21 protein-coding genes and 1 pseudogene are annotated in these 20,933 nt (G+C 41.6%); 7 read left to right on the top strand and 15 right to left on the bottom strand.

Annotated features, from left to right (window positions below; translation table 11 throughout):
• Positions 1 to 16: 16 nt before the first annotated feature.
• The 11 genes and pseudogenes from AAHT65_RS14485 to fadH all read right to left on the bottom strand — a co-directional run bounded on the left by AAHT65_RS14485 (position 17) and on the right by fadH (position 8,233).
• Positions 17 to 910, bottom strand: a complete 894-nt coding sequence (locus AAHT65_RS14485; protein WP_343310433.1) for an exo-alpha-sialidase — start codon at positions 908 to 910, stop codon at positions 17 to 19.
• Positions 900 to 1,376 carry a flavodoxin gene (locus AAHT65_RS14480; RefSeq protein ID WP_343310432.1) on the bottom strand — a complete coding sequence of 159 codons (477 nt, stop codon included), beginning with the start codon at positions 1,374 to 1,376 and terminating at the stop codon, positions 900 to 902. The genes AAHT65_RS14485 and AAHT65_RS14480 overlap by 11 nt, the downstream gene beginning before the upstream one ends.
• A gap of 112 nt (positions 1,377 to 1,488) precedes the next feature.
• On the bottom strand, positions 1,489 to 2,370 hold the full coding sequence (gene ccpC / locus AAHT65_RS14475) for a transcriptional regulator CcpC (protein ID WP_003327262.1): 882 nt from the start codon (positions 2,368 to 2,370) through the stop codon (positions 1,489 to 1,491).
• 148 nt (positions 2,371 to 2,518) lie between these two features.
• Complete coding sequence (gene cbpB, locus AAHT65_RS14470; protein WP_003327263.1) at positions 2,519 to 2,962, bottom strand: cyclic-di-AMP-binding protein CbpB; 444 nt, start codon at positions 2,960 to 2,962, stop codon at positions 2,519 to 2,521.
• Between the two features lie 140 nt (positions 2,963 to 3,102).
• A complete protein-coding gene (gene abbA, locus AAHT65_RS14465; protein WP_003327264.1) occupies positions 3,103 to 3,294 on the bottom strand; it encodes an AbrB antirepressor AbbA in 192 nt (63 codons plus the stop codon).
• Between the two features lie 143 nt (positions 3,295 to 3,437).
• Positions 3,438 to 3,956: a ribonuclease H-like YkuK family protein gene (locus AAHT65_RS14460; RefSeq protein ID WP_003327265.1), complete on the bottom strand. Its 519-nt coding sequence runs from the start codon at positions 3,954 to 3,956 to the stop codon at positions 3,438 to 3,440.
• A gap of 99 nt (positions 3,957 to 4,055) precedes the next feature.
• Positions 4,056 to 4,295 carry a YkuJ family protein gene (locus AAHT65_RS14455; RefSeq protein ID WP_003327266.1) on the bottom strand — a complete coding sequence of 80 codons (240 nt, stop codon included), beginning with the start codon at positions 4,293 to 4,295 and terminating at the stop codon, positions 4,056 to 4,058.
• Positions 4,296 to 4,487: 192 nt separating this feature from the next.
• Positions 4,488 to 5,396: a manganese catalase family protein gene (locus tag AAHT65_RS14450; RefSeq protein WP_343310431.1), complete on the bottom strand. Its 909-nt coding sequence runs from the start codon at positions 5,394 to 5,396 to the stop codon at positions 4,488 to 4,490.
• A gap of 275 nt (positions 5,397 to 5,671) precedes the next feature.
• Positions 5,672 to 6,892 carry an EAL domain-containing protein gene (locus AAHT65_RS14445; RefSeq protein ID WP_343310430.1) on the bottom strand — a complete coding sequence of 407 codons (1,221 nt, stop codon included), beginning with the start codon at positions 6,890 to 6,892 and terminating at the stop codon, positions 5,672 to 5,674.
• A 359-nt stretch (positions 6,893 to 7,251) separates the two neighbouring features.
• Positions 7,252 to 7,384, bottom strand: a pseudogene (locus AAHT65_RS21665) (hypothetical protein); the annotation flags it as partial.
• Positions 7,385 to 7,468: 84 nt separating this feature from the next.
• Positions 7,469 to 8,233, bottom strand: a complete 765-nt coding sequence (fadH, locus tag AAHT65_RS14440; RefSeq protein ID WP_003327269.1) for a 2,4-dienoyl-CoA reductase — start codon at positions 8,231 to 8,233, stop codon at positions 7,469 to 7,471.
• 146 nt (positions 8,234 to 8,379) lie between these two features.
• On the opposite strand from fadH, the gene AAHT65_RS14435 reads away from it, so the two are divergent.
• From AAHT65_RS14435 to AAHT65_RS14420, 4 genes are all read left to right on the top strand, one after another.
• Positions 8,380 to 9,240, top strand: a complete 861-nt coding sequence (locus AAHT65_RS14435; protein ID WP_343310429.1) for a metallophosphoesterase — start codon at positions 8,380 to 8,382, stop codon at positions 9,238 to 9,240.
• 135 nt (positions 9,241 to 9,375) lie between these two features.
• Entirely contained in the window at positions 9,376 to 9,873 is a 498-nt protein-coding gene (locus tag AAHT65_RS14430; protein ID WP_087941879.1) for a L,D-transpeptidase family protein, read from the top strand.
• Between the two features lie 75 nt (positions 9,874 to 9,948).
• A complete protein-coding gene (locus AAHT65_RS14425; protein ID WP_343310428.1) occupies positions 9,949 to 11,244 on the top strand; it encodes an MFS transporter in 1,296 nt (431 codons plus the stop codon).
• A 122-nt stretch (positions 11,245 to 11,366) separates the two neighbouring features.
• Complete coding sequence (locus AAHT65_RS14420) at positions 11,367 to 11,831, top strand: YkyB family protein (protein ID WP_003327274.1); 465 nt, start codon at positions 11,367 to 11,369, stop codon at positions 11,829 to 11,831.
• A gap of 52 nt (positions 11,832 to 11,883) precedes the next feature.
• On the opposite strand, the gene cheV is transcribed toward AAHT65_RS14420, so the two are convergent.
• Complete coding sequence (cheV, locus tag AAHT65_RS14415) at positions 11,884 to 12,795, bottom strand: chemotaxis protein CheV (RefSeq protein ID WP_343310427.1); 912 nt, start codon at positions 12,793 to 12,795, stop codon at positions 11,884 to 11,886.
• Positions 12,796 to 13,003: 208 nt separating this feature from the next.
• Between cheV and AAHT65_RS14410 the strand changes: the two genes are divergently transcribed.
• The gene (locus AAHT65_RS14410; protein WP_003327276.1) at positions 13,004 to 13,165 is read left to right on the top strand and encodes a hypothetical protein; all 162 of its coding nucleotides are present in this window, start codon (positions 13,004 to 13,006) and stop codon (positions 13,163 to 13,165) included.
• A 205-nt stretch (positions 13,166 to 13,370) separates the two neighbouring features.
• Positions 13,371 to 14,540, top strand: a complete 1,170-nt coding sequence (locus tag AAHT65_RS14405) for an aminotransferase A (RefSeq protein ID WP_088117074.1) — start codon at positions 13,371 to 13,373, stop codon at positions 14,538 to 14,540.
• A 22-nt stretch (positions 14,541 to 14,562) separates the two neighbouring features.
• On the opposite strand, the gene AAHT65_RS14400 is transcribed toward AAHT65_RS14405, so the two are convergent.
• Entirely contained in the window at positions 14,563 to 16,383 is a 1,821-nt protein-coding gene (locus AAHT65_RS14400) for a PAS domain-containing protein (protein ID WP_343310426.1), read from the bottom strand.
• A gap of 183 nt (positions 16,384 to 16,566) precedes the next feature.
• Entirely contained in the window at positions 16,567 to 18,687 is a 2,121-nt protein-coding gene (locus AAHT65_RS14395) for a peptidoglycan D,D-transpeptidase FtsI family protein (RefSeq protein ID WP_142396258.1), read from the bottom strand.
• A 341-nt stretch (positions 18,688 to 19,028) separates the two neighbouring features.
• Between AAHT65_RS14395 and AAHT65_RS14390 the strand changes: the two genes are divergently transcribed.
• On the top strand, positions 19,029 to 19,832 hold the full coding sequence (locus tag AAHT65_RS14390) for a CAP domain-containing protein (protein ID WP_343310425.1): 804 nt from the start codon (positions 19,029 to 19,031) through the stop codon (positions 19,830 to 19,832).
• 44 nt (positions 19,833 to 19,876) lie between these two features.
• On the opposite strand, the gene AAHT65_RS14385 is transcribed toward AAHT65_RS14390, so the two are convergent.
• Positions 19,877 to 20,743: an NAD(P)-dependent oxidoreductase gene (locus tag AAHT65_RS14385; RefSeq protein ID WP_343310424.1), complete on the bottom strand. Its 867-nt coding sequence runs from the start codon at positions 20,741 to 20,743 to the stop codon at positions 19,877 to 19,879.
• Positions 20,744 to 20,933 lie beyond the last annotated feature (190 nt).

Here is a 20,933-nt window from a genome sequence, read left to right as displayed (position 1 = left end):
TAAGATGTGTAAGCTCTTAGTGTGTGATTGCCGGTTCCTCGTATGGCCTGACGAATTTGCATTCGTATAAACCAGCACAAAAGAAGTTTTCTTTTTGATTTGCCACTCTCAATCCGTGGCCCTTGATGGTGTCGAACCATTTTAATTCATACGCTGCCAGGTCAACCTGATAAATTCTTGAGTAGCCATCCTCGTCTTGAGTTGTCGTCACATAAATAATTCCGTCGTCTTCAGACACATCGAGAAAAGACTCTTCACTCCCGATAATGCCGGAGTGAATCATATATTCTTCGTGCGTCTGCACATTCAAAACGGTGACAACTCCTCTCTTTCCTTTGACAGAACCCATTGCGGAAACAAGCCACTTTCCGTTAAATACAAGCATAGATGCTGTCATGCGGCACTCTTCTTTCTTGATCATCCTGATGCCTTCGAGCTTAAAATCGTACGCCCAGATCCCTCCGTGCATATTATGTATTTGTGTGCCGATAAAAAGGGTATCCCCATGCAGGCATAACGACCGGATAACAGGCGGATGTAAAAATGAACTGAATGGTTTGGCAACCTGCCAGGAAACTCCGTAATCATCTGATAAATAAATGCAATGCTTGCCGTGAGCGCAAACAAATCCATCCTTTTGGCCGGTTATGGCCCATACTGTCGCGTTTGTCGGAAAACTGGACATCATCCAGCTTCTCCCTTGATCTGATGAACGAATGACCGTCCCTTTTTCACCGACTCCGAATAAATAAGGGCCGATGTAAGTGATGGAATGTATTTTACTCTTCAAATGAAAAAGCTTTTTCCACCCTGTCTCCAGAGAATAATGAAAAATCCCTTCCCTTTTAACGGCCACAAAATATCCAGAAGACTTTGATGCTGTAACGGCGGTGGCGCCTTTATGAAACATGGCTTTTCCCCTTGTTATGGTGAGCAGCCCATGCAAGAAAACCGCGTGTGAATTCTCTGCAGCATTCTGTATCCTCATCTGTTTCCGGAGCGAGCTCTATTTTCAGCGTTTCTTGATAAACCGCCGCTCCCGTCTTTTCCAGCATGCTGCTGAACAGATTGACGGCTTCACAAAATTTCGGATAGGAATAATCTCCTGAACCGAAGCAGGCTGTTTTTAAGCCATTAAGCTGAAGCCTTGAGACCTCTTCATAAAAATCTTCTGCTTCATACGGAAGATCTCCGTCTCCCCACGTATATGTACCGATTAAAACATAATCATATGACGACAGAGACTCCGCTTCCGTGTCGTCAATCTCTATAAAATCTATTTCCATATCATGCTCTTGAAGCGTTTCTTTAATAATTCCGGCAATGTCCTCTGTGTTTCCGGACATGCTTGCATATGTAATCAATGCTTTCGGCATTTGTACCACCTCGGTAATTGATAATGATTTTCATTAATTCATATCATTACTTTAAATGATAATGATTTTCATTGTCAATGATAAAATAAAAAAAGACAGCTCCTGGGCTGTCTTAAAATGGACGATCCTGTTTCAGCATATCCTTTATCACTGCGACAAAGGCCTGAACTTGTTTCAATTCAAATGCGGGTTCATACCCCAAAAGCCACGTGTCCCTGCCGATTGGGTTTCCTTTTAAGTCTAAGAGAGGCATTTTATTGACTTTGTCTTCATCCTGAAGAGTGACAGAGGGAAGAATCGCGTAACCGATACCATGGAGAGCCATCTGCTTGCACGTTTCAATCTGATCAACCAAAATGGTCTGCTTCGGCGATGTTTTGAATTTTTGATGCCACCAATGCTGTATTTCTTGAAAATAGGTGCTGTCGCTTTTGAATTGAATAAAGGGCCGTTCGGTATGCGCAATGTCATCAATGCAGGAAATTTCTGTATCGACCAAGTATAAATGATCTGTCATTAAATAATCCTTGCGCCCCTTCCACTCAGGGTTTCCCCGGATAATGCCGATATGTACCTGATCTTCGTAAAGGCTCTTCAGCATTTCACTGCTCCATCCGGTAATGAGCGAAACCTTTGCATTCGGGTACTGCTCGACATACGTTTTCAGCACCTTCGGAAGCCAGTGCTGGCCAATAATCGAAGCGACGGCTAGTTTCAATGTGCCGTGTATTTCTCCTTCAAGCTCATCAATATCTTCCCGTATTTTCTCTTGCTGGTCGGTCACATCATTTGCAAATTGAATAATCTTTTCACCGGCTGGGGTCACGGTCAGTCCTTTTTGGGAGCGCAGAAATATTTTAGTTCCCCACGTTTTTTCAATGGTTTGTAGACGCTGCGAAAGTGCGGGCTGTGACACGAAAAGCCGTTCAGCAGCCTTCCTCATGTTTAATTCCTCAGCTAAAACTACGAGCATATGAAGCTCTTGAAGCTGCATGTCGGCCTCCTTTTTATAAAAAACAATAAGATTTTCTTATCTCTTATTGTAATGACATCGGCAATTCATAATCAAGTTTTTTTACATAGTTATATGTATACGTTTTCAAATTACCGGTCGGATATATAAAAAATAGGCCGATAGCAGCCTACTTATTCAGTGACTTTATATGTTTATGCAATTCCTTTAAAACCACTCTTCTTGTGAAAATGCCTTCAAATACCTGATCGTCATTTTCGACACAAACAAACCCGTTGTTGATCACCATGCTGAACCCTTTTATGATTGGATCGTTTATATGAAGCCGCGGAATATCTTTAAGCATTACTTCCTCGACGGTAATCTGATCAAGCTTTTCAAATTCAATTCTCTCCAGCCCGAAAATGCTGTTCATGATCATATTCGTTCCGATCAATCCATGCAGCCGGTATGAGGCATCAAGAACGGGAATCGCTGTATAGCCCGTCTTTGTCAGAACAAGAAGGGCGTGCTCCAGATTATTGCCGACTTGAACGTGCGCCACTTTGTCCGCTTCAATCATAAATTGTTCGACCGTTGTTTCAAGAAGCTGATCTGATTGTAAGCTAATCATGTCACTTCGTCCCCTTTACGTTTTCATCAACACATTTTTTCCCTATACTACTATAATATAAACTTTATCAGTATTTGTCGAAAAGTTTCCCTCAACAAAAAAGATACTCATCAGCAGAGTATCAAATTATAGATCTGTCATTAATTTTCAAATCGAAATCGGTCATAAAGAGTCACGAGTTTTTTATAGGTTGTTCCATCAACGTTTTTTGTGCCTGTTTCTATATCATTGATTTCACTGCTCAAAAGCTCGATTGCATATTCGTGATTGATAAGGACATTCAGCAGAAGTTTCTGTTCTTCTTCCGTAAATCTTTCACCGATAAGACTCATTCGTAACCAGGCCCCCTGTTTTTTTACTGAATACCTCTGAAGGTAAGAATGATCTTACTTTCAGCCTCTACCGCTAGGATAAGTAAACAGAAAAAAATCGTCAACCGCATATTTCGACATTTCCTTTGGTTTTTGAGAGACTATTATTTTGTGTAACGATTTGCATAGCTAAAAGCTGTATATGAATCAGGTTTGATTTTTGCTTCAATTCCCATTGAAGTGATGCGGCCCGTCATTTCCTGAATCAGCTCTTTCGTCAGCCCTTTTTTTCCGATATCCAAATGAACCTCAAAGGTAAGATCTGCTCCCTCGCCTGTAAAAGGAAGGAGCAGATCCGTAATATCCATAAAGTATTCATCAAGGATATGGGCTGCTGCCTCTTGGCTGTACGCTGTTTCTAACGAGATCTTTTCCCGAAGGCTATGTATGGGCCTGTTCACTGCATGATTTTTCAAACAGCCCCATGCTCCCTTGCCTGTACGATGCAAATGTAACGCTGTAATAAACTTTGTGTGATCACGGTAAACCTGAGAATCCGTCCCGATTGATAAAACATAAGCAGAACGGGGATCTCTTTCAATAAAGGTTTTCATCCGTTGAAACACATCGTGAAAGGTCATCTGTGCTTCAGAAAGATTATAAAAAAGAAAAGAATCAGCCATCGCGACACTCCTTTTCAATTATCTTACAACCATGAAACAAGTATGTTCCTTTACGCTTTATTCTATTACCCGCTGCTCCAGAGACAAGGTATCCTTTAATTACTGAAGAAGTTCAAAGATTTCAATTGAAATCATGTCGATGTTATCAAACGGGAATGTGTTTGGCTTTTCACCTTTTTGAAAAACCGTAAGTTCGAACGTTTGATTTTTTTCGAAATATTTTACACTGCATATTTTTTCGCCATTTACTTCAAAATAACGCTGCATTGGCTCGCTGGCCGCTTCCGCCGTTTCTTGCAGGCTTTGCAGCCTAGTGATGATACCCATTAATTGTGACATTCTAAAAAAAGACTCCTTTCAAAAAACAACTTCAAATCAACAAGTATTTATTATAATACAAGTTCTATTGAGCATCATACCATAAAGTTAGACAGGATGGCATTTTCCCTGCGGAATTTAAGAAAAGAAAAAAGCGGAAAAAACTGTTTTCCGGCATAGTTTGAGACTTTTTTTTGAATGTCATGCACACAATTATGATTTTTTTGATATTCCGGCGGAGCTCATCAGCCTTTTTGCAATCTCATCAAAATCCTCTTTTGAGATGCCCGGGGCAAATTCCTCAGGCACCTCTCTGTGTTCCGGAACCGGAGCGCCTTGAGGGGTTCCTTCAATCACTTGAAGAGGCTCCCCGTCAATCGGATGCTCTCCCTTCCAAATTTTATTGATATCTTTATAATCTGTATCGCTGAATGTATACAGTTTTGTATGAATGCCTTGTTCTTCAAACTTTCTGGCTGTGTCAAAATGCTTATTATCCAGATTCGGGATCGGCAGCATTTTCCCGAGATCAACCCCTGTGGCAACTTCGAGGGCTTTTGCATATGCGACAATATGCACTCCGCCTCTGACCAGTAAATATCCGATCATTTCTCTTGCAACGGGATGATCCGTCATTTCATAGACTCTCATTTTATGGGTCCTGGCCCCGCACTCAAGGAAAAAGTTGTGAAGCAGGTCTAGCACAAGGTTTCCGCTGTTGAACACATTTTCGCCGGTCCAAGCTTTTCCCATTGAATCAAAAGGATAGGAAGTTTGGGCCGTTTCAATGAAATGCTGTGCATTCCGTTTGTTTTTTGCGTCTCTCATCGGAGTTACGTCAGGATCACCTTTAAAAGTTGTCCCTGTCAGCATTAAAGTAATGGTGTTGGACACCAGTTCCACATGTCCGAATTCCTCGGCGGTAATGCTTGATACAAGATCATAAAACGGTTTTAATTTTTTCTTGCTGCGAAAGTTAAACGATTGGAACATGTAATTATTTAAAGTGGACATCTCGCCGAATTTGCCGCCCAGAAGTTCTTGGACAGCGGCCGCCGCATTGGCGTCGGGATGCTCAGGTACAGGCAGATCAATTAATAGTTTATTGCTTCTTTTTATCATTTGATTTCCTCCCCAGCGTTCATCACTCACCACTAGTAAGGTTTATTTAATGCACAGTTTGTCTTATACCTGGACAAATAAAAAACTTGGCGGGGGTAGCGCCAAGTTTTTCGGATCTTGATCTGATAGAGGGGTTGGGGAACAGAGAGTAGCTTCTCTCTATAACTAAATGATAATGATTATCAGTCTCGATGTCAATTGTTTTTTGAAATTTTTTTAAAACTCTTCAGAATCGGCCGAAACGTCAAACATAAAAAAGCGGCTCTTCAGCCGCTTTAAATTAATCCGTCCTGCTCGTATAAGTAAGAATAGGGAAGGTCAATAAACAGATACATATTGTCATCCATTGGATAAGAAAACGTTCTGATCATCTCGCCTGTTTCAATATCACTGTACAGATCACTGAAAAATCCTTTTCGCGAATTTCTCATTCTCATGATATTTTCCAGGAAATAAGGACGCCAGCTCCAGTTTTTCTCCACATATTCCGGCTGATAGATCCATTCACCGGATTGTTTAAAGACATTCCCTGTCAATTGGTAGCCTTCCTCGTCACACATATAAATTCTAAAGCTGCAATCGGTTAGTTCTTCCGCCAGCTTTTTAATAAAATCGTCATCGTCTTGACTGGACTTCTTCAATGTTGAAACGACTTGGTGGACACGCTTATAAAACTGTTCAGAATGCTCATAAACGGTTTCCAGCTTCTTTTTTTCGTGAGTGATAAACTGATGAAACTCAGCCTTGAGCCGATCCTTCAGCAAGTCCCTTTCCAAAAAGCGTTCAGAGGGAGACTGCAAGTAAAAACCTTGAAAATAACGGCCCCCGTTTCTCCAGGCGTATTGGAGCTGAAAGTTCGCCTCAATGTCTTCATAAAGCAAAACGGCGCCGATTTTTCTCGCCAGCAGAGAAATGCTGTACAGCACATGTTCATATGACGGCGACGGCTGTGATATTTTCAGTGCCTGTAAGTCGATTTTTAGCAAATCTGGTGAGAGAAGTGCAATTCTATCCAAGTTGCTGCTTTCTTTTCCGATATTATCAACTGCAATTTTAATTCCATATGTACGATAGTAAGCAAGCATATGGTAAAGCTGCTCAATATCTCCATCAAAATTATGCTCCGTAATTTCGAGCACGAAACGATGAAGTTCGATCCCTTTCGCTTCATATTCTTTCAGAAGCTCCAGAAAGCTTTCGCCGTGATCAAGCATCAAGAGATTCGCATCTTGATTCATAAAAATCAGCAAATCCGAATCTGCGTCTAAAAAACGGTCAAGGGCCTGGCGGATAATCCTGTTATCAATCTCTAATTTATATTCTTCGGGGATCCCTGCGTCTAAAAAGAAGGGTCCGAGACTTTGAATTTCTGAATCTGCCAAAATACGTCCCAATACTTCATATCCTATGATTTTCTGCTCCTCGGCACTGAAAATCGCCTGGTAATATGGGATGACATCATCAATGTTCGTTAAAATATCAAGTGGATCCAACATGTTATCACCTGCTTCTCTATCTTTGTCTGATTATACACACAATTATATCGACACCACAAATTTTTTAAATTTATATTGATAAGAGTTTAGGTAGTGCGGGAGTATCTGAGGAGGAAGGAATGATTTTGAGTTTTATATCTTCATAGATTGCTTAATACAAGATCTTATTTAATAGAGTATCAAATTAAAGTGTTTCTACCAGCCTTGTTGGCAGAGATACATATCAAACAGCCGGGGTATCGCCTTCGGGCCCAGCCTTTTTTCAAGCATCCACCCCTTAATTTTAAAAATTATATCATAAATTTGAATAGAAAATAAAACAAGCGAACTACCAGCTTATGTTCGCTTGTTTGCAGCTTTTATTCAGATATCATTTTCTTCTCAATAACAACTCTAAATGCTTGTGCTGTTATTCCCCCAATATCTTCACTATAATCCGGTACATCAAAAATTTCTTTATAGGCTAACAATAGGAACAACAACTGCATCAAGGAAAAAACTTATCCAACAGATTAAAATTGATCAAGAAGAAGGTTATTTTCTAAAGTTCATAAATAAAATGCATGAAACGTGTAATTAAAACGGATAAGGATTCAGCCATTGGCCTCCATCCATCGTCACACATTCCCCATTCACGTAAGATGCTTCATCAGACAGCAAAAATGAGGCAAGCCCAGCAATTTCCTCAGGAGTGCCGAGACGTCTGAGCGGCACACTGTTCAGCGTCCGGTTCATCGCCTCCTCTGATTCCCACAGCTTCTCTGCCCCGCCGGTGCGTTCAATCGGGCCGGGAGCGATGGCATTTGTGCGGATGCCGTATTTGCCGCCCCACTCGACGGCAAGCGTTCTTGTCAGAGAAAGCACTCCCGCTTTGGCTGCGGCCGAATGGACGACTCCGGCCCCCGCTCCCCAAGCGTAAGTCGCAGCCATGTTTAGTATCGTTCCTTTTTGCTGCTGTTCAATCCAGTAATGGGCTGCAGCCTGGCTGCAAAAAAATGTACCGTTTAAGACAATATCAATTACTGCCCTCCAGCCATTTGGCGTGAGCTTCTCAGCCGGACAGATAAAGTTTCCCGCCGCATTGTTAATCAGCGCGTCGAGCCGTCCGAAGGTTTCGACCGTTCCTGTAATCATTTCCTTAGCCGCCGATTCAGAACGGACATCCATTTGAAAAAAAGCGGCTTTGCCTCCAGAGTTTTCAATCTCTTTTTTCGTTTCTTCAAGTGCATCGAGCGTTCTTCCCGTCAGCATGACACTCCAGCCAAGCTCAGCCTGCTTCTTCGCAATCGCTTTTCCCATTCCGCTTGATCCGCCAGTGACAATGACCACCTTTTTTTCCATAACGTTCTCCCCCTAAATAATGAATGAATAGCCATTCAATTTAATTTTAACATAATGTCACGCATTCCGTCATCAGATGCTGAGAAGAGATTTTTCATAAGCCCTGATGATATAATGGAGAAACTCTACAAAAGGTTGGATTACCCATGCGTAAATTATCAAGAAGACAGTTTTTAAAAGGTGCGCTCGGCACTTTTGCAGCAGGCCTGCTGACTGCGGGAGGCGGCTACGGCTATGCCAGATACCTTGAACCTCAAATGATGGTTACGGTCAAACAGACCATTAAAAGTCCTCTTCTTGCCGGCGGTTTAGATCAATTTAAAATAGTACAATTCAGCGATACGCATTTAAGCGAAGAGTTTACTTTGAAGGATCTGGAAAAGACCGTACTTCATATCAATGATCTTCATCCGGATTTAATCGTCTTTACCGGTGACTTAATTGATAAACCTCATATTTACCAAGACCATTATCCAGCGCTTCAGACGTTAAAAAAGCTGAGCGCGCCCTTTGGCAAGCTTTGTGTTTTCGGCAATCACGACCATGGAGGCTATGGATCTGCCGCTTACGAAAATCTTATGAGGGCTGCCGGTTTTGAGGTGTTTCGCAATGGGCTGAAGACGATAAAGCTTTTGGACGGAAGTCAATTGGACATCGCAGCTCTTGATGACCTGATGCTCGGAAAACCCGATTATAAAGGAACGCTTTCAAACCTGAGAGATGATGTTTTTGCCATCTTGCTCGTCCATGAGCCTGATGCCGCATTGAAAGCGAAAGCATACCCTGTTAATCTTCAGCTTTCAGGCCACACACACGGCGGTCAAATACAGCTCCCGTTTTACGGACCGCTCATTACGCCGCCCTATGGAAAAATCTACACAGACGGAATGTATAAAGTTGACGGCATGCAAGTGTATGTCAACCGCGGGCTTGGCACGACAAGGCTCCCTTTACGGTTTCTTGCCAAGCCGGAAATTACAATTTTCGTATTAAGAGGAACTTATTAGATTTTCATTATGTCTTTGTCCTCATGCATAAATGCGATTCTCATCAATATTTATATAAAATAATGAAGAAACAAAAAGAACCATTAAAGCTAAAGGAATGGTTCTTTTTGCTTTGAAAAAAGGGAGATGACTCAACTGCTCACTTATCGAGTGAAACAGGGTGAAACATTAGCCAGTATCGCAGCGGATTTCAGAATAGACCAAGCGGCTTTAGTGCGTGCAAATCCTTCTCTGCAAACAGGAATCCTCCTCGCAGGACAGATTATTGTTATACCCGGGATCCCAAATCCGGATTCCATTCCGTATCATATCGTTGTTTCTATCAGCGGCAAGACACTCCGGCTGTTTCAAAACAATCGGCTGATCAAGACTTATCCGATAGCTGTAGGAAAAATACTGACAACAACCCCGACGGGAGAATATTACATCGTCAATCGGCAGCCTAATCCGGGAGGTCCTTTCGGAGCCTATTGGATGAGCCTTTCAAAACTGCACTACGGCATTCACGGAACGAATAATCCCTCATCAATTGGCAAGGCTGTATCTAAAGGCTGTATCCGTATGTATAACAAAGACGTTGTTGAACTCGCTTCTATCGTTCCAAACGGAACAAGAGTAACCATTAATCGGTAATATTCACTTATTAGTTTGAAAAACAAGCGGTTTATAATATGATAAAGTGGGACCTTTAGGGTAAGGAGCGTTTTTATGGATATATTTAAAAATCGTAATTTTGTTCGACTTTTTTTCGCAGCACTTGCTTCTCAAATGGGAACGACAGTAGGCAACATGGCGTTTGCTTTCTTCCTGCTGGACCGGTTCAGCAGCCAGCCTGCGTATGCCACTTTGGCTGAGCTTATGTATTCTCTTCCGACGGTGTTTGTGTTTCTGATTGTCGGAGTTGTAGCTGACAGGTTTGACAGGAAAAAAGTCGCCGAGAATTGTGATTGGATCAGAGCCGGACTGACTGTCGTTCTTTTCTTCACTTTGTTTACCGGCAATATTCCGCTTGTGTTTTTCATTTTATTTGTCAGAAGCGCTGTCACAAAGTTTTTTTATCCCGCCGAGGCAAGTCTTGTACAAGCTATTTTACCGAAGGAGCAATATGCAAAAGCAGCGGGGCTTAATCAGATGCTCTTCAGTATATTTATGGTTTTCGGTGTCGGAATCGGAGCGTTTATGTACAATACCATCGGCATCCACGGCGCCATCTTGCTTGATCTTGTAAGCTTTATCGTATCGGGTTTTCTCATTCGTGCCTGCCAAATACCTTTAGAAGCCAGACAGCCTAATGGAGCGTTTAATTGGAGAAAGGCTTCCGTCAAAGATTCTTTAAACGATTTTAAGGAAGGCATTGTTTACATTTTAAAAAACAAATTGCTCGCCTCCCTGATATTTGGCTTTTTTGTATTCGGCTTTGTTAACGGGGCGTTTGCCGTGCTCCCTATGTTCACTATGAAATATGGACTGGCCCCTGACCGTTATGAATGGCATACTTCCGTGTTTACGGTCGCCATCGGGTTTGGGCTCTTAGCCGGCAGTGTGATCGGCACCTTGGTCTCCAAAAAAATCAAGCCTCATTTTTTAATGTCGGTTCCCATTTTGATAGCAGGATTTCTTATTTTTCTGCTTGGATATACAAATGTGCTATGGGTTTATTATGCTACCGCATTTGTACTGGGAATGTGCATCGGCCCTGTCAATATTGCGATCGGAGGCTGGATGCCAAAGATTGTTCATCCGAAATTAATGGGCCGTGTAAGCGGGTGGCAAGACCCGTTTATGATGTTTGCCCAGTCCATGACACTTGGCTTAGTCGCTCTTTTATTTCCAAAGATCGTTCCAAATATAGATTACCTTTATTATGGGATGGGAGCGGTTATTCTTCTTGTTTTTATTTTCTATTTCATTGCACTGCCAAAATTCAGTGCTCAGGCTGCTGAGATCGATGTTCAGGAAAAACTGGGAACTCAGCGAAAAAAAAGAGTAAAATCCGTATATTAAAGGGTAAAAATGCGCTGTTTTCCAATGAAAAAGCGCATTTTTATATTCAATATTTGCATTTCAACTTTAAAAAAGTATAATCTAATCATAAGAACATTGATGAATTGTAAAGGAGAGTAATAATGGACGACCATGCATATACGAAAGATCTGCGGCCAACCATCGAAAATCTTTCAAAAGCTGTCTACACTGTGAACCGCCATGCAAAAACCGCCCCCAACCCTAAATACCTTTATACTTTGAAAAAACGGGCTTTACAAAAGCTGGTGAAAGAAGGTAAAGGAAAGAAAGTAGGGCTTCATTTTTCAAAAAATCCAAGGTTTAGCCAACAGCAATCGGACGTGCTCATCTCAATCGGAGACTACTATTTTCACATGCCTCCAACAAAAGAAGACTTCGAACACCTTCCGCATTTAGGTACGCTAAATCAATCGTACCGGAATCCTAAAGCTCAAATGTCTTTAACAAAAGCGAAAAACCTTTTGCAAGATTATGTCGGCATGAAAGAAAAACCGTTTGTCACAAATCGGCAGCAGCCAACTTACCATAAACCTGTTTTCAAAAAGCTTGGAGAAAGTTACTTTTAAGCTGAAAAAAAAAGCCGATGCGTTTTTACGCGTCGGCTTTTTTTTACGGATACTAATCAATTACATACGTATCGACCTTTTTAATTAAATCGCTGATTTCCGGCTTGCTTATTTGCTCGTCGGCACCTACGACTTCACCGCGATGCCGCAAATCGTCTGTTATTAAGGACGAGAAGATCATCACCGGAACATCAGAACTTCGCGGATTATCCTTAAGCAGCTTTGTCAGCCTGTGTCCGTCCATCTTCGGCATCTCAATATCACTGATGATCATATCAACCTGTTCGGAGAGGTCGCCCCCTTCTTCCGTTAGGCCCATGATATGTTCGTACGCTTCTTTCCCGTTTTCAAATGACGTAATGTCGTTATAGCCGGCTTCCTTTAATTCATCAGTCAAAAGGCGTAAAAGAAGCGGTGAATCCTCTACAATAATGAGTTTTTTGCCTGTTCTTCTTTCATCAAAGCCTTCTTGGTGCACATTGTACGTTTCAACACCTGAATTCGATTCAATATCATAAATGATTTTTTCGTAATCAGGCAGAAAGATCATCGTTTCTTCCAATTTAATGATTCCGGTTAAATGCCGTTCCATTCCCTGATTTAAGGAAGTCGGTTTTTCTATTGACTCCCAAGATACCCTGTGGATTTGCGAAACAGAGCCGACATGAAATACGATTTTCCGTTTGTTAAACTCTGTCACGATGTATTTCTCATCTTTAGACCCGCTGCCCTCAACGCCAAAAAACGAAAACAGGCTGATGACCGGAAGAATCTCCCCTCTTAATTTGATCATTCCTTCTACATGCTGGTGGGAGTGCGGCACAGAGGTGACCCCGACGGGCTGGATAATTTCTCTGACTTTCATAACGTTAATGCCGAACGTATTCTCTCCGACGCCAAATTTCACAATCTCCAATTCATTAGTTCCAGAATCTAATAAAATGTCGTGTTGATGTAAAGACAATTCAATCCCTCACAATTCGCTTTCAGTATTGTACTGTATATATCGGACAAAATAATAAAAAGTGAATGGCGCACTGCTTCAAATTGCGATTCCTGTTCATTTGAGCCGGATTTTTTCAGAAAAAAGATACTTTTTGCCTGCTATCCATTGACTTTCAATCTGTCCATGGTACAATAGTCAAGGATTTTTTGAAAGAAGGGTGTAAATAATGGGTACTTTAGTAATATTTAAACAAAATGAAATGACTGTTTTAGAGGAAGTCAGCGAAAAGGCTTATCTCGAAATGAAGAAAAAAGCCGCTGAACAGCATGAAGAACATCCCGCGTATTTGATTTGGCACGAAGACCTTCATTCAGAATATGGTTATTGATCAAATTTACACATATAAACAATAATAGATCATGATACAATAAAGACAATCATATTTGCTGGTTGTCTTATTTTTTTCTCTGATAAGAGGTATGTTTTAAAAACTCCGGCATACAATCAACTATATATCAGCTAAAAAGATGACAAATGATCAGCTAATGGTAAAATAGGATAAAAACTCATTATATATTTTAAGGTGATGAATTATGGAACATTTGCTGAACCCGAAAGTTAAAGAGATTGAAATTTCAGGAATTCGCAAATTCTCAAATCTTGTAGCTCAATACGATAATGTCATCTCGCTCACAATCGGCCAGCCTGATTTTTTTACGCCGCATCATGTAAAAGCTGCCGCCAAACAGGCGATCGATGATAATGTCACTTCATATACACCAAATGCCGGCTACCTTGAATTGAGACAAGCTGTGCAGCTTTATATGAAGAAAAAATACGATTTCAATTATGAAGCTGAAAGTGAAATCATCATAACCACGGGAGCAAGCCAGGCGATTGACGCTTCTTTCCGGACGATTTTGTCCCCGGGTGATGAAGTCATTTTGCCGGGTCCTATTTACCCTGGTTATGAGCCTATCATCAGAATGTGCGGCGCCACACCTATATTCGCGGATACAACCTCTCACGGCTTTAAGCTCACCGCGCGGCTGATTGAAGAAGCGCTGACGCCTAATACAAAATGTGTCGTGCTTCCTTATCCGTCAAATCCGACCGGCGTTACGCTGTCTGAAGAAGAGCTGAAAAACATCGCTTCTCTTTTAAAAGGAAGAAATATCTTTGTCCTGTCTGATGAGATCTACAGCGAATTGACATATGACAGGCCGCATCACTCAATTGCGACATTTTTAAGAGATCAAACGATTGTCATTAACGGTTTATCAAAATCACACAGCATGACTGGCTGGAGAATCGGCTTTTTATTCGCCCCCAAGGAAATCGCTAAGCACATTTTAAAAGTGCATCAGTATAACGTGTCGTGCGCTTCCTCCATTTCTCAAAAAGCGGCGGTGGAGGCAGTCACCAACGGAGTTGATGACGCCCTTATTATGAGAGAGCAATATAAAAAGCGACTCGACTATGTATATGACCGCCTTGTCTCAATGGGGCTGGATGTCGTGAAGCCATCAGGAGCATTTTATATTTTCCCTTCGATTAAATCCTTTGGAATGTCGTCATTTGATTTTAGCATGGCTCTTTTGGAGGATTCTGGCGTCGCTCTTGTGCCGGGCAGCTCATTCTCAGAGTTTGGCGAAGGATACGTGAGGCTGTCTTTTGCATACTCGTTAGATACGTTAAGAGAAGGCTTAGACCGTTTGGAATTGTTTGTATTAAAGAAAAGAGAATCAATGCAGACTGTATAAACAACGGCTTTAAGCCGTTGTTTTATTTTTTTGGAAATGAAATCTTAAATGCCGTGCCTTTTTCCGGCTTGCTGTCTACCTGGATGGTTCCTTGATGATTTTCAATAATATTAAATGTAACCATAAGTCCGAGTCCCGTTCCCTTTTCTTTTGTTGTTAAAAATGGTTCTCCTATACGCTTCAGTACCTTTTCAGGGATGCCCTCTCCCTCGTCTTTAATAGTAACGTGGACGGAATGCTCATCCTCTGTCGTGTCAATTTCAACTGTTCCCCCGTCAGGCATTGATTCCACAGCGTTTTTAATTAAATTGATGAACACTTGTTTGAGCTGGTTCTGATCACCGTTAATAAAAATACTTTCTCTTTGAAAGGCGGTTTTAATGAATATTCCATTTAAGTTCGCCTGGGTTTCCAACAGGGCTGTCACTTCGCTGATCAATTTTTTAAGGTTTAAATGCTCTTTATAGGCATGCTGCTGCGGTTTGGCAAGCATAAGCAGTTCGCTGAGAATCAATTCAATTCGGCTCAGCTCAGAAAATACAATGTCAAAGTAATGATCATTGCCCTCCATCGTCGGCTTCATAAGCTGTAAAAATCCTTTAATCGCTGTGAGCGGATTGCGTATTTCATGGGCAATTCCAGCAGCAAGCTGCCCTGCGATCGAGAGCTTTTCAGATTTAAGCATTAACTCCTCGGTTTGCTTGCGTTCAGAAATATCCCGCAGAATCACTTGAACGGCGGTTTCGCCAAAAAAGGTTGTCGGAATGCAGACCATTTCCGTATAAATCAATCGATTTTGAAAAGTGAACCATGATTGCTTCATGACTTCTGAATCAGTTTTATGCTCCGCAATGTTCTGAATTCGCTTTTTTACATCTTCATGGTCGCACGGATGAAGGTGGTCGTATATATTTTTTCCGATTAAATCTTCATACGTCGCCGCTTCAAAAAGAGAAATGCCTGATTCGTTCATAAATACCCATTTTCCATTGTGTATGACCGCAATGGTGTCGATAGAGTTTTGAATAAGGAGCTGATACCGCTCCCTGCTTTTTTGCAAGATGGTTTGGAATTTTTTTCGCGAGGATATATCAATCAGCAGCAGCAGTTCAGCCCGCTGGTTTTTGTAAATGGCCGGAGCGGCTTTTACTTCCAGATGAACAGGTGTGCCGTCAAGCCTTTTCCACGTCTGTTCGATCATTCCTACCTCCATCCCTTTTTGCATTCGCAAAATCCTATTTTTTACGATGTCATGGTATTCCTCTTCGATAAATTCATAAGACCATCTGCCGATAATGTGATCCTTGGTTTCCGCTCCGAGCATGGAGAGCATTGCATTGTTGACGTAGACGATTTTACCGCTGACGCTGATACATAATGGGCTTGGAAGAGTTTCAACTAACCGTTCAAATTCACTATTCAGATAAGAGGATGATGTTTGATGTTCAGGCTGTATTTTATTTTTATTGCAGTTGAGGGATTGATGACCGGATTCCTCCTCAAGCACCTTCATTTTCAGTATAATCTCCCTGCCGTTTCCTTCAACCTGGGTGGTGACGATTTCTACACCGGCTTCTATCCACACAATGGTATGGTCTTTTTTTATAAGACGAAAGGTACAAGGCATCAGATGATGTTCATTATAAAAGTAGCTTTCCACTAAAAACTGGTCTTCCTCGTGCAGAAACTCCTTCATGAATGATCCAATCATCTCTTCTTGGGCATAACTTAAATACGGCTTGCAATTTGCGGAAATATAAATGATGCGTCCATTAGAAGTTAAGACGGCGTGAATATCCGTTTTGATTTGAAATTGTCGTGCGTGCTGCGTATCCTGTTCCACAGAATCCCTCCTTTGCATTGTAATCACCATCAGCTTTTCATCTTTTTTTCACAAAAAGAAATTTCACTAGACTGATTCGCTAAAAAATGAGAATTCTCCTTCTATTCTTATTGTGATCGTCAATTTTTGAATAAAAGAAAGAGGGCCAAACTATTAACCAGCGGCCCTTCTTGTCTTAGACGTTTAGTAACTTTTTTGCAATTTTACATAGGCATCAATCGCGCGGCCTTCAATTTTTTTGGTTATTTCATCGTGATCGTCCCTCACGGAAGGAACAACGACACTGAAAGCCACTTGCGGATTTGTTGACGGATAATAGCCGGCAAACGTCAGATTATATGTTTCAAGTCCCCACCAATTTTTATTGGTTCCATAATAAAACGTCTGTGCCGTCCCCGTTTTTCCAGATACATCATTTGTTCCAAAAACACCTCCAGCGGTCCCGCCTGTAGATGTTACTTTTTTCAGCCCTGCTTTGACCTGTTCTATATCGCTTGCCGAGTTGTTTATTTTATTTAAAATTTTCGGCTGCCGCTCCTCGATCATCGTGCCGAGTTTATCATCCCTTCCCGGTTTATGCACACTTGTCACGATTCGCGGCTGAATGCGATAGCCTCCGTTTGCGATAGAAGACATATATTGGACTAGCTGGAGCGGTGTGTATGTATCATATTGGCCGATCGCTAAGTCTAAAATGAGGCCCCCGACTGCATCAGGAGTTGTCTGCATTCCCGCTGATTCTTGCGGAAGATCAATTCCCGTCTTAACGCCTAATCCAAATTGGCTGTAGTAATTTCTCATTTTGCGCAAGTCCTCCTGATCAGCAGGAAGAGCCCCGTTCGGCTTATATGTCACACCCGCGATGTGCATGGCGACATTAAACATATATACGTTTGAGCTTCTTTGCAGGGCCGTCAGCTCAGTAATGCTTCCCATATTCGTATAAGAGCTCTTTTTCAATCCGCCCTTAAAAACAAGAGTCCTATCCACAAACGTTTGGTAATGCGGAAGCCCGGCTTGATAGCCGGAAAGCACGGTCGCTCCCTTGACGGACGATCCCATTTCATATTGGGTCGTAAAGGCTCCGATAGCATAATCCTGTAATTTATTCGTTTCCAGATCAATACGTTTGCCCGCCATTGTTAGAATATCTCCGTTATTCGGGTCCATCATGACAACAAAAGCTCTGTCCACCATATAGTTGCCACGGGCTCTGCTGTTTCTCAGCTCTTCTTCAATAATTTTTTCAACCTTTGCCTGTAATTCCATATCAAATGAAAGCTGAAGATCGTAACCCCTGCTTCCTTTATCAATGGTTTTTTGGCTGGTGACTTCGCCTTTGCTGTTTTCCACGTACTCCACTTTTGCTTTTTGCGAGTTTAAATAATCTTCATACTGATATTCAAGATAGCTTTTGCCGACTCTGTCATTTCTCGAATAGCCTCTTGTTAAATAATAGTCTTTACGGTCGCTCAAAAGTCCTTGTTCAGGTGTTGTGACACCGCCAAATACAGAATAGAGTGTTTTGTCAAACGGATATTTCCGCGTCCAATCATCGACAACGTCTATTCCCGGCAGTTCCTCTAAATGTTCGGAAACAAGAGAGACTTCCTCATACGTTAAGTCGCTTTTCGGTTTTAGAGACGTGTTTTTACTTTCATCCAGCAAGGATCCTTCGCTGCCGTTACCGCTGATTTTATTTGGGTCCATTGATTTTACAACCTGTGGCTCATATGAATTCCCGCTTGAAAAACGTGTGAAGATTGCTGCGATTTCCAGCTCTTTCTTATTTTTTTTAAGGGCTTTCAGTTCTTCTTCCGGAACTCGTTTTACCTGCCGTTTATAAGCTTCTGCCCCATTTAGGTCATCTTCAGATGTCTTCAGCAGCTTAAGCGCCTTTTTAGGATGGGAAGCAAGCCAAAAATCACGCAGGTCCCTTTCCTTCAAAAACTCGGTATCAATACTGATATAAGAAGAAAGATTTTTCGCTGTTTTTAATTTATCTTCTGTTTTCGTCTTTGAAGTTGAGACATATACGATTTCAGGAACTGCCTGGTTATCGACAGCCACCCTTTTTTGCTTGTCATACATCTTGCCCCTCGGAGCAGGATAATACGCCGTCTTGGCATTTGCCTTTTGGGCGTCTTCTACATGCTTTTCTCCTTCTACAATCTGAACCACGCCAAGTTTAAAGATGAGTGCAGCGAATAGAACAAAAACGACAAGGAAATAAAGGTTCATTCTCCACGCTCTATTTCGTTTGTTTTTTGGCTTTGTTTTCGATTCGCGTCCTATTTCAGTCACTTCTGGTTTTCCCCTCTCAAAACATTCAATATATTTACATAAACTGATATTAATTGTAACACCTTTGTAAAAGTTGTTACAGCGAAAAGAGGTAAAAAAAACTTGTCAAGATTCAAATTTATTAAAATTTATGTAGCGTTTTAAAATAATGGAAGCTATATAACTATCCAATGAAGAAGCGTAACAGACTTATTTCCCAGTCAGATAGCATTTCAGTCTCCTACATTACAAAAATAACAATCTGCACTTGTCAAAGGAAAAGGATGGATACATTATGACAGAAAGTCCATGTTATGATTTTTGGTGTAGAAAAACAAACATTTCTAGGAGGTACGGAACTTATGAAGAAAGCTTTTATTTTATCTGCTGCGGCAGCGGTATCAATTTTCACATTCGGAGGCGTTCAGCAAGCATCTGCCAAAGAACTCTCCTGCCAGCCAGTTGTGACTGTTAAAACAGGAAATACGGTGCAGACTCTTAAACTTCAAGATGTGGTTGCCAAACTACATATTAAAACGGATATAAAGAAACTAAATGCTGCGGATGCAGAGAAATTACAGCATATGCTTCAAAATTATGCGAAAAAATCAAATTCAAATATGACGATTAAAGATGTACAAAAAAAGGATGAAAGCAAAGCAGCACCAAAGGCGTCCAAGAAAGTTGAGCCTGCCAATGTAAACACTCAAAAGGAAGCACCTGCAGCTGACGCTTCAAAACAGCCAGAAAAAACAAACAAAAATACAACTGCGTCTGACGCTTCATCTGTAAGCGCGTATGAAAAGAAAGTCGTTGAACTTACAAATGCTGAAAGACAAAAACAAGGCTTAAAACCGCTTCAAATTGATGAAAAGTTAAGCAAATCAGCACATGCAAAATCACAAGATATGAAAGATAAAAACTACTTTGACCACCAAAGCCCGACTTACGGATCACCGTTTGATATGATGAAATCATTCGGAATCAGCTACAAAACAGCAGGTGAAAACATCGCGCAAGGCCAAAAAACACCTGAAGAAGTCGTAAAAGCGTGGATGAACAGCCAAGGGCACAGAGAAAATATTATGAACCCGAGCTTTACGCATATCGGTGTCGGCTATGTTGAGTCAGGAAACTACTGGACACAGCAATTCATCGGAAAATAATAGTGAAAGAGATTGCCTGTTTTATAGGCAATCTCTTTTTTTGCTTATTTTACCCACAGCTTATATAAGCTTTGAGTTCCGCTGTTCTCTTCTCCTTGTTCCGCAAGCTGATCGTATAATGATTTCGCAAGCGACAGACCAGGCATCTCTTCCCCCATCAATTCCGCTTCCTCAAGAGCGATCCCCATGTCTTTAATAAAGTGTTTTACATAGAATCCCGGTTCAAAGTCACCCTTCAGCATACGGGGAGCAAGATTTGACAATGACCAGCTTCCTGCGGCTCCTGTTGTGATACTTTTGAGAACCTTTTCCGGCTGCAGGCCTGATTTTTGAGCGTAAGCCATTGCTTCTGATACACCGATCATACCCGCCGCGATGGCGATTTGATTGCACATTTTTGTGTGCTGTCCGCTGCCCGCGGGGCCTTGATATTGAATATTTTCACCCATTAATACAAAGATCGGCAGGCAAGCTTCAAATGCTTCTTCCTCTCCCCCGACCATAATGGCGAGCGTCCCGTTTTGAGCACCGATATCCCCGCCGGAAACTGGCGCATCTAAAGCAAATATGGATTTTTGTTTAGCCTCTTCGGCAATCTGTTTTGCGAGTGACGGTTTTGAAGTTGTCATATCAATGACATATGCGCCTTCTCTAGCGTTAGCAATAATTCCATTACTGCCAAGATAAATGTCCTCCACATCGCTTGGATAGCCTACCATTGTAACAATAACATCCGCTTCCTTAGAAATATCTGCGACCGTATCCTTCCAGACCGCTCCTTTTTCCAATATCTTGTCCGCTTTTTGTTTCGTGCGGGTATACACTAAAACAGGATGGCCTTCTGACAGAATATGTGACGCCATGCTATTACCCATAACTCCCAGTCCGATAAATCCGATTGTTTTTTTCAATGTGACTTCCTCCCCGATGATGAGATATGTAGTGTTGTTTCGTAATAATCTGACATTCATTAGCTTACCATATCTATATAGAAATAGAGCAGCCATTGAAAAAAACCTTTAGGGTTACAGCGGGTTGATAATTCCCAATCTATTGTCAGGCCTGTTTAGGATGTCAGGTCAATGACTGTCATATCCTGCT

It is taken from the genome of Bacillus atrophaeus (assembly GCF_039519175.1).
Classification (GTDB): domain Bacteria; phylum Bacillota; class Bacilli; order Bacillales; family Bacillaceae; genus Bacillus; species Bacillus atrophaeus.
The sequence above is the reverse complement of the archived record's forward strand: the minus strand, read 5'-3'. Positions and strand labels throughout refer to the sequence as shown.

Coding starts and splice junctions, on each gene's coding strand:
- cbpB (WP_003327263.1), bottom strand. CDS start 2,962: ATGATTAGCTTACAATCAGATCAGCTTCTTGAAACAACGGTCGAACAA.
- AAHT65_RS14435 (WP_343310429.1), top strand. CDS start 8,380: ATGCGTAAATTATCAAGAAGACAGTTTTTAAAAGGTGCGCTCGGCACT.
- AAHT65_RS14410 (WP_003327276.1), top strand. CDS start 13,004: ATGGGTACTTTAGTAATATTTAAACAAAATGAAATGACTGTTTTAGAG.
- AAHT65_RS14450 (WP_343310431.1), bottom strand. CDS start 5,396: ATGATAAAAAGAAGCAATAAACTATTAATTGATCTGCCTGTACCTGAG.
- AAHT65_RS14460 (WP_003327265.1), bottom strand. CDS start 3,956: ATGGCTGATTCTTTTCTTTTTTATAATCTTTCTGAAGCACAGATGACC.
- AAHT65_RS14390 (WP_343310425.1), top strand. CDS start 19,029: ATGAAGAAAGCTTTTATTTTATCTGCTGCGGCAGCGGTATCAATTTTC.
- AAHT65_RS14455 (WP_003327266.1), bottom strand. CDS start 4,295: ATGTCACAATTAATGGGTATCATCACTAGGCTGCAAAGCCTGCAAGAA.
- fadH (WP_003327269.1), bottom strand. CDS start 8,233: ATGGAAAAAAAGGTGGTCATTGTCACTGGCGGATCAAGCGGAATGGGA.
- AAHT65_RS14425 (WP_343310428.1), top strand. CDS start 9,949: ATGGATATATTTAAAAATCGTAATTTTGTTCGACTTTTTTTCGCAGCA.
- AAHT65_RS14480 (WP_343310432.1), bottom strand. CDS start 1,376: ATGCCGAAAGCATTGATTACATATGCAAGCATGTCCGGAAACACAGAG.
- AAHT65_RS14445 (WP_343310430.1), bottom strand. CDS start 6,892: ATGTTGGATCCACTTGATATTTTAACGAACATTGATGATGTCATCCCA.
- ccpC (WP_003327262.1), bottom strand. CDS start 2,370: ATGCAGCTTCAAGAGCTTCATATGCTCGTAGTTTTAGCTGAGGAATTA.
- AAHT65_RS14485 (WP_343310433.1), bottom strand. CDS start 910: ATGTTTCATAAAGGCGCCACCGCCGTTACAGCATCAAAGTCTTCTGGA.
- AAHT65_RS14405 (WP_088117074.1), top strand. CDS start 13,371: ATGGAACATTTGCTGAACCCGAAAGTTAAAGAGATTGAAATTTCAGGA.
- abbA (WP_003327264.1), bottom strand. CDS start 3,294: ATGAGTCTTATCGGTGAAAGATTTACGGAAGAAGAACAGAAACTTCTG.
- AAHT65_RS14420 (WP_003327274.1), top strand. CDS start 11,367: ATGGACGACCATGCATATACGAAAGATCTGCGGCCAACCATCGAAAAT.